At 61.0% G+C, this 13268-nt stretch carries 16 protein-coding genes; 5 read left to right on the forward strand and 11 right to left on the reverse strand.

The window, feature by feature from the left end; all coding sequences use genetic code 11:
- Positions 1-18 precede the first annotated feature (18 nt).
- Together SynTAK9802_RS12015 and SynTAK9802_RS12020 are read right to left on the reverse strand one after the other, a co-directional pair.
- On the reverse strand, positions 19-810 hold the full coding sequence (locus SynTAK9802_RS12015; RefSeq protein WP_186496487.1) for an HAD-IIB family hydrolase: 792 nt from the start codon (positions 808-810) through the stop codon (positions 19-21).
- Positions 807-2534 carry an alpha-amylase family glycosyl hydrolase gene (locus tag SynTAK9802_RS12020; protein WP_186496488.1) on the reverse strand — a complete coding sequence of 576 codons (1728 nt, stop codon included), beginning with the start codon at positions 2532-2534 and terminating at the stop codon, positions 807-809. The genes SynTAK9802_RS12015 and SynTAK9802_RS12020 overlap by 4 nt, the downstream gene beginning before the upstream one ends.
- A 69-nt stretch (positions 2535-2603) precedes the next feature.
- On the opposite strand from SynTAK9802_RS12020, the gene SynTAK9802_RS12025 reads away from it, so the two are divergent.
- The gene (locus SynTAK9802_RS12025) at positions 2604-3854 is read left to right on the forward strand and encodes a glycosyl transferase (protein ID WP_186498228.1); all 1251 of its coding nucleotides are present in this window, start codon (positions 2604-2606) and stop codon (positions 3852-3854) included.
- A 17-nt stretch (positions 3855-3871) separates the two neighbouring features.
- Here SynTAK9802_RS12025 and SynTAK9802_RS12030 read toward each other — a convergent pair whose 3' ends face one another.
- Positions 3872-4150 carry a hypothetical protein gene (locus SynTAK9802_RS12030; RefSeq protein WP_370586362.1) on the reverse strand — a complete coding sequence of 93 codons (279 nt, stop codon included), beginning with the start codon at positions 4148-4150 and terminating at the stop codon, positions 3872-3874.
- Between the two features lie 169 nt (positions 4151-4319).
- Here SynTAK9802_RS12030 and SynTAK9802_RS12035 point away from each other — a divergent pair, with 169 nt between their 5' ends.
- Positions 4320-4574: a DUF1830 domain-containing protein gene (locus SynTAK9802_RS12035; RefSeq protein ID WP_370586363.1), complete on the forward strand. Its 255-nt coding sequence runs from the start codon at positions 4320-4322 to the stop codon at positions 4572-4574.
- Positions 4575-4607: 33 nt separating this feature from the next.
- Here the strand turns inward: SynTAK9802_RS12035 and urtE are convergent, their stop codons facing one another.
- The 8 genes from urtE to ureE all read right to left on the reverse strand — a co-directional run bounded on the left by urtE (position 4608) and on the right by ureE (position 11574).
- A complete protein-coding gene (gene urtE, locus SynTAK9802_RS12040) occupies positions 4608-5318 on the reverse strand; it encodes an urea ABC transporter ATP-binding subunit UrtE (RefSeq protein ID WP_186496490.1) in 711 nt (236 codons plus the stop codon).
- A complete protein-coding gene (gene urtD / locus SynTAK9802_RS12045; protein ID WP_186496491.1) occupies positions 5315-6070 on the reverse strand; it encodes an urea ABC transporter ATP-binding protein UrtD in 756 nt (251 codons plus the stop codon). Before urtD ends, urtE begins: the two co-directional genes overlap by 4 nt.
- Positions 6067-7194: an urea ABC transporter permease subunit UrtC gene (gene urtC / locus SynTAK9802_RS12050; RefSeq protein ID WP_114988744.1), complete on the reverse strand. Its 1128-nt coding sequence runs from the start codon at positions 7192-7194 to the stop codon at positions 6067-6069. The genes urtD and urtC overlap by 4 nt, the downstream gene beginning before the upstream one ends.
- A 4-nt stretch (positions 7195-7198) precedes the next feature.
- The gene (locus SynTAK9802_RS12055) at positions 7199-8353 is read right to left on the reverse strand and encodes a branched-chain amino acid ABC transporter permease (protein WP_115131366.1); all 1155 of its coding nucleotides are present in this window, start codon (positions 8351-8353) and stop codon (positions 7199-7201) included.
- Positions 8354-8446: 93 nt separating this feature from the next.
- Positions 8447-9739 (reverse strand): urea ABC transporter substrate-binding protein, encoded by a 1293-nt coding sequence (gene urtA, locus SynTAK9802_RS12060; RefSeq protein WP_186496492.1) that lies wholly within the window; start codon positions 9737-9739, stop codon positions 8447-8449.
- A 109-nt stretch (positions 9740-9848) separates the two neighbouring features.
- The gene (ureG, locus tag SynTAK9802_RS12065) at positions 9849-10454 is read right to left on the reverse strand and encodes an urease accessory protein UreG (protein ID WP_115009792.1); all 606 of its coding nucleotides are present in this window, start codon (positions 10452-10454) and stop codon (positions 9849-9851) included.
- Positions 10454-11125 (reverse strand): urease accessory protein UreF, encoded by a 672-nt coding sequence (locus SynTAK9802_RS12070; protein ID WP_186496493.1) that lies wholly within the window; start codon positions 11123-11125, stop codon positions 10454-10456. The genes ureG and SynTAK9802_RS12070 overlap by 1 nt, the downstream gene beginning before the upstream one ends.
- A complete protein-coding gene (ureE, locus tag SynTAK9802_RS12075) occupies positions 11122-11574 on the reverse strand; it encodes an urease accessory protein UreE (protein ID WP_186496494.1) in 453 nt (150 codons plus the stop codon). Before ureE ends, SynTAK9802_RS12070 begins: the two co-directional genes overlap by 4 nt.
- Before the next feature lie 105 nt (positions 11575-11679).
- Between ureE and SynTAK9802_RS12080 the strand changes: the two genes are divergently transcribed.
- Genes SynTAK9802_RS12080 through SynTAK9802_RS12090 form a run of 3 tightly spaced genes read left to right on the forward strand, consistent with a single transcriptional unit; the run spans position 11680 to position 13267 of the window.
- Positions 11680-12615: an urease accessory protein UreD gene (locus SynTAK9802_RS12080; RefSeq protein WP_186498230.1), complete on the forward strand. Its 936-nt coding sequence runs from the start codon at positions 11680-11682 to the stop codon at positions 12613-12615.
- An 18-nt stretch (positions 12616-12633) separates the two neighbouring features.
- Positions 12634-12936, forward strand: coding sequence for an urease subunit gamma (locus SynTAK9802_RS12085; protein ID WP_006851427.1), 303 nt, complete (start codon positions 12634-12636; stop codon positions 12934-12936).
- 10 nt (positions 12937-12946) lie between these two features.
- Positions 12947-13267, forward strand: coding sequence for an urease subunit beta (locus SynTAK9802_RS12090; RefSeq protein ID WP_186496496.1), 321 nt, complete (start codon positions 12947-12949; stop codon positions 13265-13267).
- Position 13268: the final 1 nt, after the last annotated feature.

Raw genomic sequence — 13268 nt, forward strand, 5'->3', positions numbered from 1 at the left:
CCAGGGTCCAGCGATGGCCTAGATCCGAAGAATCCGGCGCACAGCCTCATCCCAACCGTTGGCATGGGGGGCTGCCGCCAGCTGGAAACGCCCGGCAGCGATCCCGGAACGCAACGCGGGATGGGGGCCATGGGCCCCGGGCACCACAACAGCGATGTCGGCCGCATCGAGCAACGGCAGATCGTTGGGGGAATCCCCCAAGGCCAAGACCTTCACCTGCTCAGCACCCAGATGTCGCTTCAGGGTGGCCAACGCCTTGCCTTTGCTGATGTCTGGGCCCAGCAGGTGACCCATACGGTTGCCCTGCACCACCGTCAGGCCCATCCGCTGAACCAGAACCTCAAGCCGGCGACGCCCCTCTGCCGAGGGCGGCACAAAAGGCACGCTGCAGCACCGCCGCTGCGCCTGGCGTAAGGCTTCACCGCCAAGCCCCAACAACCGCTGCCCTTCCGCCTCACTGAGTTCATCCAACGGACGCAGGGGCTCACCCAACTCGGCCTGAAGTCGCTGCAACTGAGGTTTCAGCGCCGTCCAATCCGGACCCAACGGCAGCTCCCAGGGCTCCCCTTCCGGAGTTTCCCCGTGCACGGCGCCACCGTTTTCAACGATGTAGGGGTCATGCAGCCCCGCCTCGGCGCGAAAGCCGCGCACTTCCTCGGCCGTTTTGCTAGTGCAGGGAATCACCGGAATCCGGTGCTGTTGCAGCTGAGGGATCAGATCCTTGGCCGGCGACCAGTCGTAGCTGTGATCCAGCAACGTGCCGTCGAGATCAGTCACCACCCACCACGCCGGCTCGACACTCGCGGTCATGGCTGAACCAACCAATGCACCTCATAAGGCTCTAGCGAATGCGACTGATGTGGTTCGAACACATGACCGCTCAGACAATCGGCCCAGGGCTGGTTCAGATCACCACCTAGGCCACTAAGGCGAAAGCTGAGGCGCGCTGCCGTGATGTTGTGAACAGCCACCAGCGTTTCCCCCCCACGGGAGCGCCGCAGGATGACGCAATCGCTCCGGTCCCCGCTCAGCACCGTCATCGGAGCATCCGGGTGCAGGGCCGAGTGAACAGCCCGTTCGGCCAGAGCCCGCCGCAGCGCCGGCAACAGCGCAGAGACATCTGAATCGGGATCGGCCAGGCGGCGCTCCAGGGCCTGGGCCGTGAACTGGGGCCGATTCAGATCCCGGCGATGGCCCGTGCGACGAAAGCGGGTCAGATCATTGGGAGCCGCCAACAACGCCGGCAGATAGAAAGCGGGGACCCCTGGCAAGGCCAGGATCAACAGTTGGGTGAGCAGGAAGCGCTCCCGTTGGAGATACGTGGGATCAATCCCCCCATCCGCCATGGCACTCCACCAACTGATGTTGATTTCGTAGGGAACTTCGTCGCCGGAACTCAGCATCCTGTGGCTGACCAATCCACCCCGTTGCTCGCAGCCGATCAACAACTGCAGCAAGCGCTTCTGGGGCATCAGGCCCTCCAGGGGTCTTAAGCCGACTCCGTCATGACAGGCGGTGAAATTGAGCAGCCCTGTCTGCGGCGGCAAGGCGGGCCAACGACTCAGCCAGGCATTGAGCAGATCGGCCCGACCACTGACGCTGGCCTCCAGCAGCAAGGGCGGCAGGGGAAAGTTGTAAGCGAGATGCGCTTCATCACCGCTTCTCAGATACGAGAGATTTTCCTGCTCCGGAACGTTGGTCTCGGTGACCACAACGCCATCGGGTCCCACCTGATCGAGCAGCAGACGCAGCACCCGCACCAGTTGATGGGCCTGCGGCAGATGGATGCATGAGGTGTGGGGTTCCTTCCAAACAAAACCCACGGCATCCAGACGGATCCAGCGCACCCCATGCCGGGCCATGCGTTGCATCAGCCGGGCAAAGCCCAGCAGCACCTCCGCACTGCGCCAGTTGAGATCCACCTGATCGGGGCCAAAGGTGGTCCAGACCTGACGGGCACCAACGGGGCCCCTCAATTGCGTGAACAGATTGGAACTGCGCGGACGAACCACATCCGCCCAGCAGGGATCCGGGGCTGCCTCGAGCACGCAGGAGCGGCCGGGCTGCTCATCGCGCATGAACTGCTGCACCCAGGGGTGAGAGGCCGACACGTGATTGAGAACGAGATCCGCCATCAGCCGTCGGCCCTGGGCCAGGGCGGCGAGATCACGCCAATCACCGAAACGCTGCTCAAGCGTCGTGTGGCTGGCCACCGCAAAACCGCCATCACTGGTGGATTGCAGAAACGGCAGCACATGAATCACCGCTGCGAAGGGCTGCAGATGGCGATTCACAAACGTCTTCAAGGCCTGAAGCCCAGGAAAACCCTGCTCACCAATGGTGTCGGCGTAGGTGATCAAGACCACATCGCCACCGTCCCAGCGATCGATGTGTTCTGCCATATCGCCATCTCCTGACGATTGGCTCAAGATCTGCAGCAATTGCGACGACAACTCCTTGCCATCCCCGGAAGAATTGCTCGGGTACAGATCTCCAAGCAGGGTCCGCAGCGTCTCGTCGCGCGGGGGCTGCATCACCTTCCTCCTCCAGACCTTTCAGGTATGGGGCAGGACTCTGACCTCTGTTGTTGCATCGAACACCACATGGATTTTCAGCAGGGCCTGATCAGCACCGTCCATGACTACAGCTTGGGCAATCTCGATGCGGTTGCCTTCAACCAGGAACTGAGTCAGCGACCCACAACCCTGCTGATCCCCTGCCTAATGGAGGAATTCAGCCGCCCGGCCCTCGCCCTGATTCGCGACACACTTTCGGGCCTGAAGGGACTCAACGAACTGGTGGTGGCATTGGCGGCCACGAGCGCGGAAGACGTCAAAGCGGCGGAAAAATTTTTCGAAGGGATGCCCTTCCCCGTTCGGGTGCACTGGACCAACGGCCCCGCCGTCCGCGAGTTGCTCGAATCTGTCGGTGAACTGGGGCTCGACGTGACCGGACCACCAGGCAAGGGCTGGGCGGTCTGGCAGGGGCTCGGAGTGGCGTGCCAGAACGCTGAGGTGGTTGGCCTGTTCGATGCCGACATCAGAACCTTTGGATCGGCGTATCCAGAGCGCATGCTCCGTCCCCTTCTGGATCGATCCCACGGCATTGCCTACGTGAAGGCGTTCTACAGCCGCCTTTCCCTCGAAACCCAAGCGCTTCAGGGCCGAGCCACCCGTCTGTTTGTTGGCCCACTGCTGGCCAGCCTGGAGCAAATTTTCGGACCTCTGCCCTACCTGTCGTACCTGCAGTCATTCCGATACCCACTAGCTGGTGAATTCGCCTTCACCACCGATCTGGCGATGAATCTGCGCATCCCGTCGGACTGGGGACTGGAGGTGGGCCTGCTGTCTGAGGTGTATCGCCATGTGGCCTCCAGCCGAATCGCTCAAGTGGATCTGGGGTTGTTCGACCACAAACACAAGGAGCTGGGCCAACAACCCAGCGAAGGCCTGCAGCGCATGGCGGGCGAAATTTTCGGCACGGTGTTGCGCGGCCTGATGGAACACGAAGGTTGTGTGATGTCGATGGATCAACTGCCGACCCTTGAGGTGCTGTATCGGCGAGTTGGCGAGGATCGCGTGAGGCAATTCGGCCTTGATTCAGCCATCAATCGGTTGCCTTACGACCGCCATGGCGAAGAACTGGCGGTTCAAAACTTCGCCGGCCTGCTGCGACCCGGCCTGGCCAAACTGATGCAGGCGCCGATTGCCCATCAGCTGCCCAGCTGGTCGCGACTGCGCAGTTGCAATTCAGCCCTTCAAGCTGATCTGGCCGCAGCAGGACAGGCAGATCGCACATCCCTGAAACGGCCGAATCACAATCCGCAACGCATCACCTCTGAGCTCGCTGCTTGAAGCCAACGCATTGAACCTCAGCCCAGCTGCTCCCGCTCTCGCGTGATCCAAACTGTGGCAGCGCGCTGGGAATGCCACGCCTGAAGCAATTGCTTGGCCAAAACCTGCAGCTGCTGTGGATCAATTGTTGATTCGATCGCGCGATTCATCCGCTCAACATCGAATTGCTGAGAAACACTCAAACCGATTGCTTTCTCCATTCTGCAATCCCCACGATCGACAAAGCAATCATGCAAAAAGCAGCGAAAAAGAATTGTTTCAGCTGAAACGAAAGAGCCACTCTGTGCGATCTTCAAAACGCTATTGGGCACTCACTTCTCAAAGCCCAGAGCAAAATCGTGACGGTCGATACACAATCGACCGACTCTGTATCAACTCATCTGTATCAAATCTAAAGGCGTGCTGATTCGGTGACCAATCAAACACTCCTCTTGTCTTAAGACCACGAGATTGGCATCATTCCAAATGCTCAGGATGATTGAGTGTGTTTACAAAAACGACACCAGCCGAATGGTGATCGTGAAATGCATTGGTGCCGACCACTTCTACCGAGAAAAGGTGGTGATGCCCACAGAGGTCTTTTGGTTCGAAGCCCCCGAGGATGCGCGCCTGGAAATCTGGAAAATGTCGATGACAGGGCAGATGCTGCACGTGCGTGCCGACGTGAGCGATTACGCCATGAATGAAGAGCCTGCAACAGAATCCATCTGGGCCAGCTGAGCTGACCCGGAAGAAGCCATCAGAAGCGAAGCTCTAAACGCTCAGGAACTGATCAACAACCGTCTGGCTGAGTTCACTGGTTGAGCCACTGGCAACAATGCCGCCCCGTTGCATCGCGTAATAGCGATCAGCCTGGCGAACGAAGTGGAGATGTTGCTCCACCAGCAACACCCCGATCCCGGTGTCGGCGATGATCCGCCGAACAGCAGCTTCAATATCCTGAACAATGTTGGGCTGAATGCCCTCCGTGGGCTCATCCAACAGCAGCAACTTTGGCTTGCCGAGCAACGCACGGGCGATGGCCAATTGTTGTTGCTGACCCCCACTCAAATCACCGCCCTTACGCGGTAGAAACTCCTGAAGGATCGGAAACAGCTCATACACGAATGGATCAATGTGGCGATGCCGGGCCAATCCACCCGGCAACGCCTCCATCCCCAAAAGCAAATTTTCTTCCACCGTGAGCTGGGGGATGATCTCGCGACCTTGCGGCACATAACCAATCCCGGCCCGAGCCCGCTGATGCGGAGCCTGACGATCCAACTGAGAACCATCAAACGCCATGGTTCCGGAGCGGGGGCGCAACAGACCGATCAGCGACTTCAACAGGGTGGTCTTACCCACACCATTACGGCCGATCAGACAAACCATCTCCCCCGATTTCACGCTGAGATCAACATCCCGAAGAATGTGACTTTCACCGTAAAAGGTGTTGAAGCCTTGAATCTCCAGCAGGTTCGTCATTGGTTTTCCTCCTCAGTGGTGCCGAGATAAACCTCAATCACCCGGGGATCGGCCTGCACCTGATCCATCGTGCCCTCACAGAGGACATGGCCTTGATGCAGCACCGTCACCGGACTTTCAAGTCGCCGTATGAATTCCATGTCGTGCTCAATCACCAACACGGTGTGATCCCCGGCCAGCGACTTGAGCAGATCCGCCGTCAGATCGGTCTCCTCATCCGTGAGCCCAGCCACCGGCTCATCCACCAGCAACAGGTCGGGATCCTGACCCACAAGCATGGCGATCTCAAGCCACTGTTTCTGACCGTGGGACAACGACCCAGCTGCCCAATCGGCACGGTTCTGCAGATTGACGATGCTCATCAGGTGATGAACACGATCGCGCTGCTCCCCATTCAGGCCCCCCACCAGCAATGACCAGGGCTGCTTCGGCTGGCTGACCGCTAAAGCCAAGTTCTCCTTAACGCTGAGCTTCTCGAAAACACGAGGGCTCTGAAACTTGCGGCCAATGCCAAAGCGCGCGATGCGGTGCTCGCGCGTTCCCACCAAAGAGCGTCCTTTGAACACCACATCCCCTTCCGTGGGAGCGGTCTTGCCGGTGATCACATCCAGGAACGTGGTCTTGCCTGCACCATTCGGCCCGATCACGGCGCGCAGCTCCCCAGGCTGAAGGCTGAGGTTGAGATCGCGCAGCGCCAAAAAGCCATCAAAACTGACGGTGATTTGGCGCAACTCCAACAAAGCCGTACTCATGACTGAACCTCTTCCTGACCTTCAAGTTCGAGACGTGGATAGGTCTCACTCCGACGGGCAATGCCGAATCGGTTGAGCCAGTTGCGAGGGCCATCGCCTCGGAACCAGCCAATGACGCCCTCCGGCAAGGCCGTCACCACGAGGATGAACAGGCCCCCTTGGATGAACAGCCAACTTTGGGGGAGAGCTTCGCTCACCAAACTCTTGGCGTAGTTGATGGCCACAGCGCCGAGGATGGCTCCCACGAGCGTGCCTCGACCACCCACCGCAACCCAGATCACCATCTCAATCGAAAAGGGAACGGTCATGTACTGCGGCGAAACGATGCCGGACTGAACGGTGTAGAGCGCACCACCGATGCCTGCCAAACCACCAGCGATGGCGAAGACGATCGTCTTGAACAGGGTGGGGTTGTAACCGGCAAAGCGCAGCCGGGGTTCGTCATCGCGAATGGCGATCAACACGTCTCCAAACCGGCCCCGCACCACCCAGCGCAGAAACAGCCAGGCCAGGATCACCACCACTGAGGTCAACCAGAAGAATCCCCGCTGCATCTCCGGGGAACCCACCATCTGGCCGAACAGCTGGGTCACATCGGTTTTAAGGCCGTTGGTGCCGTTGATCAGCTTCTGCTGGCCGTTGAAGAAATTGAAGAAAACAAGCAGAGCCGCCTGGGTGAGGATCGAGAAATAGACCCCCTTGATCCGGTTACGGAACACCAGGTTGCCGAGCACGGCAGCCAGCACGGCCGGAACCAGCCAAATCGCCACCAAGGTGAACAGCGGGGAATGGAACGGCTCCCAGAAGGCGGGCAACCGATCCACGCCATACAGGCTGAAGAACTCGGGAATGCCATTGGGCAGATCACCCGAGCTGTTGAGCTGCAGGTACATCGCCACGGCGTAACCGCCGAGGGCAAAAAAGATGCCCTGGCCAAGGCTGAGCAACCCGGTGAAGCCCCAGATCAAATCGATACCCAGGGCAACGATCGCCAATGAAAGGAAGCGACCCAACAGATTCAGCCGAAACACCGGCAAAACAGCGGGCGCGGCAACGATGGCCGCAACGATCACCACCCAAAGGATGATCAAAGGCCAACGGCGTTGTTGAAAGGCTTGGAACATCAGATCAGGCCTCCACCATGCGTCCTTTTTGCGGGAACAGACCCGCGGGACGGAATTGAAGGAACACCACGATCAGAGCGAACACCATCACCTGGGCCATGCTCGTGGTGGCGAAGAAATTCACCGCGCCGGCCAGGGGAGCTGGCATGTCAGGCCAGATCGTCAGCAGACGTCCAGCACCGATCAAGTCGGTGAGCAGGCCAATGGCAAAGGACGCGAGCACTGTGCCCAAGAGGTTTCCGACGCCACCGAGCACCACCACCATGAAGCAGCCCACGATGTAGGAGCCGCCCACGTTGGGGCCCACCGAACCCAGCAGGGAAACAGCAACCCCCGCCACACCGGCCAAACCGGAGCCGATGCCAAAGGTGAGCACATCAACGGTGTCGGTGGGGATGCCAAGGCAATCACTCATCGAACGGTTCTGGGTCACAGCACGAATGCGCATGCCCCACACGCTTTTGTTGAGGAACCACGTCACCCCAACCACCGCAACGATGGTGATCACGATGATCACCAGGCGCGGCACGGGAAAGGTGATGTCCATGAATTCGATCCCGCCGCGCATCCATTTGGGTGCCGTCACATCCACATTGCGGGAGGTGGCCCTGGCGATGCGGCTGATTTGTGAGGCCAGGCCACCGGCCAGCAGCACACCACCCAGGGCTGAAACAGCCCAACTCCCCGCACGCACCAAACGAGCCCGAGGCCCCGAAAGAAGCGAGGAGGGAAGCAGCAGCGGCAGGCCAAAGCCCAGCACCAGCGCAAGGATCAGGCCGGCGGCGTGGGCCAGGGCAACACTCCGCACGAACTGCTGAAGAATCAAGCTGACGCCCCAGGTCGCGAGCAGGGTCTCCAGCGGGTTGCCGTAGAGCCGGCGAATCACGGTACGTTCCAGCAGGATGCCGACCACACCGCTGACGATGAAAGCCAGGGGAAGCGCCACCAGCACGTAGGCGTTGTAAACCGGCTGCAGCGCAGGCAGCTTGAAGATCAGCTGCACCACGTAGGTGGTGTAGGCCCCAAGCATGATCAGCTCACCATGGGCGAGGTTGATCACGCCCATGAGGCCGAAGACAATGGCCAGTCCGAGGGCGGCCATCAGCAGCACCGAGCCGATGGCAACACCGTTGAACAGGCTTTCGAGAAGCAGTTGCACGGACGTGTGAAACGAAGCGTTCAATGAAACGACGAAAGGAGGAGCCCGTGACCGGGCTCCTCCCTGAAGAGCAATCAGGCTGTGATCAGAAGATCAGAGCTTGTACTTCTCACCCTTGGCGGCGTCGGTCCAGTCGCAAGCGAAGCCCTTGGAGCTGGGCTCGAACTGGTTCCAGGCCTGAGGAGCCACGGGGCCATCGGTGGATTCGAGGATCTCGAACTGACCGTCAGCAGTGATCTGGCCGATGCGCACGGTCTGAGAGAGGTGGTGGTTGGGCATCACCTTCACAGGTCCCTGAGGAGCGTCAAACTCGATGCCGACCAGGGCCTCACGCACCTTGTCGTCGTCGAAGCTGTTGGCCTTCTCGACAGCCTTCTTCCACAGGTAGACCATGTTGTAGGCCGACTCCTGAGGGTCAGCGACCTGGCGGTCGGCGCCGTACTTGGCCTTGAAGTCAGCAGCGAACTTCTTGGATGCCGGGGTGTCGATCGACATCATGTAGTTCCAAGCGCCGTAGTGGCCCTCAAGGAACTCAGAACCGATGGTGCTGATCTCCTCTTCCGCGATGGAGTAGCTCATCACGTAGTAGCCGTTATCGGGGGTGATGCCGGCGTCCTGGATCTGCTTGAAGAAGGCGACGTTCTGGTCACCATTCAGGGTGTTGATGATCACACCACCGTCAGGCAGGGCCTTCTTGATCTTGGCGATGATCGGAGCAACCTCGGTGTTGCCCAGGGGCAGGTAGTCCTCACCGACCACTTCGCCACCCAGGGACTTGAGCTGTTCCTTGGTGATGGTGTTGGAGGTGCGGGGGAAGACGTAGTCCGAACCCACGAGGAAGAAGGGCTTGCCAGCGGCAGGCGACTTCTCATACATGAACTTGGTGGCAGGCTCCGACTGCTGGTTCGGAGTGGCACCGGTGTAGAAGATGTTGTTGGAACACTCCTGACCCTCGTACTGAATCGGGTAGTAGAGGAAAGCGTTCTTCGACTCGTACACAGGCAGCATCGCCTTGCGGCTGGCGGAGGTCCAGCCACCGAAGACCACGGGCACCTGGTCCTGGTCGATCAGCTTCTTGGACTTCTCAGCGAAGGTGGGCCAATCGGAGGCACCGTCCTCGACGATGTACTCGATCTTGTACTTCTTGCCATCAACTTCAACGCCACCGGAGGCATTGATCTCATCGATCGCCATTTTCTCGGTGTCCACCAGAGTGGACTCGGAGATGGCCATGGTGCCGGTCAGCGAGTGCAGGATGCCGACGGTGACGCTGTCGTCGTAGTCAACGTTGGCAGCCTTGTCACCGCCACCGCATGCGGTCACGGCAAGGCCCAGCGATGCCGCGGCCATGCCGGCGAACAGACGCTTAGAGAGAGAAGAGCTCATGGTGTTCCAAAACAGGAATGTGCCTGACGGCAGCTGATGGAACGTACGGATCAGCGCGTCCTGGCTTTGGTATCAAGAAGAACTAAATGACGAGCCCAGCAGCAGCGGATCAACGATTCGGTAGCTGTTGCAACAGGAACCCCACCACCTGCTCCAGGCCTTCGCCGCTGTGGAGATTGGTGAAACACCAAGGCCGGTCTCCCCGCATCCGCCGGGTGTCCTGTTCCATCACTGAAAGATCGGCACCAACCTGGGGAGCCAGATCAATCTTGTTGATCACCAGTAGGTCAGAGCGGGTGATGCCAGGCCCTCCTTTACGGGGGATCTTGTCGCCGGCCGCCACATCAATCACGTAGATGCATAGATCCACCAGTTCCGGACTGAAGCTCGCCGCCAGGTTGTCGCCGCCGCTCTCAACCAGAACAAGATCGAGATTCGGAAACTGCGTCTCCAGCTCCGCCACGGCAGCTCGGTTGATCGAGCAGTCTTCACGGATCGCTGTGTGAGGGCAACCACCGGTCTCCACGCCACGGATCCGCTCTGGATCCAGGGCACCCGCACGGGTGAGGAACTGGGCATCCTCCTGGGTGTAGATGTCATTGGTGACCACCGCGAGCTGGAGCTCGTCGCGCAAGCGGCGACAGAGGGCCTCCACCAGTGCGGTCTTGCCGGATCCCACAGGGCCCGCCACCCCCAGGCGCAGTTTGCTGCTCATCAGCTTCGAAACAGGCGTGAATACAGCTCAGCATGGGCAAGCTGCGCCATGCCCGCACCCACACCGCTGCTCCAGAGCTGCTGGGGATCGGCCGCCTGGAGCTGCTGCGCTTGGGAGGCAATAAGCGGCAGCAGCCGCTGTTGCAGCACCTGCGCTCGGGAGGGACCCAACGGCAGCAGCCGCACCGAGGCACTGAGCTGATTGGCAACCCAGCCGTAGAGGTACCCCTCCACCATGTCTCCCCCTGAAACCGACAAGCGCACAGCGGCCCAGGCCCAGGCCGCTGGCCAGCTCAGGGCCACGGGTTCAGGCAGGTCGTGCCCCATGTCCGTCATCAACTGCAGCAGCGACATCCCCATCTGACGCTGCTGGGCTCGCAACTCCGCGGCCTCGCGGGTGGCCAACAGCCAACCATCAAGATCGATCAGGCGCCCCTTGGCCGCCGCATCGGCCTGGGTGGACCACCCCACCAAAGCCTCCGCCAGAGGCCTTAATGCCGCGGCTTCCAGCCGCACCGCGCCCCGTTGCAGTTCAGCCTCCAACCAACCCTGGATGCCCTGCTCATCGGCGATGGAGCCCGCCTGAATCAACACCTCCAGCCCCTCTGAATAGCTGAAGGCACCCACGGGCAGGGCAGGGCTGACCAGTTGCAGCAACGCAAGGGACGTCATCCGTGCTGATGGCCTCCATAGGCACCGCCTTCGGGGGCAAACGGCTGCAGACAGCGGCTGACCGTCAATCCACGGCCTTCCAGCATCGTGGCGAGAACGGAATCCTCCGGCAGCAACAGCTCCTGCTCATGCAGCTCCAGGGCGACATGGCGATTGCCCAGGTGATAAGCCGCCTGCAACAGCTCCAGGGGATGCAATCCCTGCACCCGCAGCAACGCCTCCGGCGCTGCCGTCACCTCCACAACGGTCGAACCGGACTGATCCCCCAACAAGTCACCGGGCTGGAGAGAACCCTCACGGGGCAACTGCAAAAGCACCGGACGACCGCAGGAGGTGGTGCGACGGCCCCGCAGCACCGTGCGCTCTTCGGCCGTTAACGGCAACTGCAGAGTGGCCGTGGCACTGCTGTTCTGCAGACGCTGCTCCAACACGACCACCGCATCCGTCACCAGCAGCTCCTCTCCAGTTCAAAAACAAAAGCGTGCCGATCAATCAGCAGCGCTTTGGTGTGCATTGCTACAAAGTTGAAGCCGGTGGCGGCGGAGCGTGAGGCCATGCAACGTCTCGATCCCTGGCACGGCCGCTGCGACCTGCAGTTTCATGCCACCAACGGCAGCACCAAACACCAGGGGGGCTGCACGGCTCCGTTCAAGCTGCTTCGCAGTGAACGCGGTGAAGACGGACGCTGCGAGCTGCCGGTGCTGCACACCGCCGGAGGCCTGGTGGGCGGCGATCAACTCAGCCTGGACTTCAAGCTTGAGGCCAACAGCCGCGGCCTGATCACCAGCGTGGCGGCGCAGAAGGTTTACGGATCGATCGGCCGCAGCCGCCTGCAACCCGAGGGCTGCTTTGCCCATCAACAGGTGCGCTGCTCACTGGCCAGCGGCAGTGACTTCGAATGGCTGCCGCAGGAACTGGTGCTGTACGCCGATGCCCTGTTCGAGCAGCAGCTGACGGTGACCCTGCCCCAGGACGCCTCCTTTCTCAGCGCAGAGATCGTGCGCTTGGGCCGAACCGCCGCCGGCGAAACCCTGCAGCAGGGACGGTGGCGCTCGAGCCTCACCATTCAGCGCCTCGCAGGCAACCGCTCAACCTGGGAGCTGGCGGATCGGGTGGAGCTCGGCGGCGCCAGCCTGGACAGCCCGCATGGGTTGGGAGGCGCGCCGGTGTTCGGAACACTGGTTTGGGCCGCACCGATGGCGATGGGTGCCGAAACAACAGCATCACTGCTGGAGGGAGCGCGGGCCGACCGCGAAGGCCTGACGGGCACGATGCGCTGCGGCGCTCTGAATCAGGGCTTGATCGCCCGCTATTCCGGCGAGTCCAGCCGTGATGCCCGCTTCTGGTTCAGCCGGATCTGGGAGCGAACGCGAACGATCCGGGGGCTGACACGGCCTCGCATTCCCAGGGTCTGGCCCCTGCAGGAACAGCCTCTGCGCCGACAAACGTCCATTGTGAACGCTTTCGAGGCTGCAGCGGAGACACACTGAAGAAGACCGAGCTTCGCCATGCATCTCAGTCCCCAGGAAAAGGACAAGCTCCTGATCGTGACCGCAGCACTGCTTGCTGAGCGGCGCTTGAACCGTGGCCTGAAGCTCAACCACCCCGAAGCGGTGGCCTGGCTCAGTTTTCTGGTGCTGGAAGGCGCCCGTGACGGCAAGAGCGTGGCGGAGCTGATGCAGGAAGGCACCACCTGGCTGCGTCAGGACCAGGTGATGGAGGGCGTGCCCGAGCTCGTCCATGAGGTGCAGATCGAGGCCGTCTTTCCCGATGGCACCAAACTCGTCACCCTGCACGACCCGATTCGCTGAGGCAGAACCCATGGCACCTCTCATCCCAGGCGAACTGCTCCCCGAACCGGGTGAACTGGAGCTGAATGCAGGCCGGCCCGTCACCACACTGAGCGTCTCCAACAGCGGCGACCGGCCGGTGCAGGTGGGCTCCCATTTCCATTTCGCCGAAGCCAACGCCGCCCTGCAGTTCGACCGGGCCGCAGCCCGCGGTCAACGGCTCGACATCCCCGCCGGCACCGCCATCCGCTTTGAACCCGGCGACAGCCGCGACGTGAACCTGATTCCTCTCGCCGGTGCGCGACGCGTCATCGGCTTCAACGGCCAGATCAACGGACCCCTCGACGCCTGAC

Source organism: Synechococcus sp. TAK9802, from assembly GCF_014279535.1.
Lineage (GTDB): Bacteria > Cyanobacteriota > Cyanobacteriia > PCC-6307 > Cyanobiaceae > Parasynechococcus.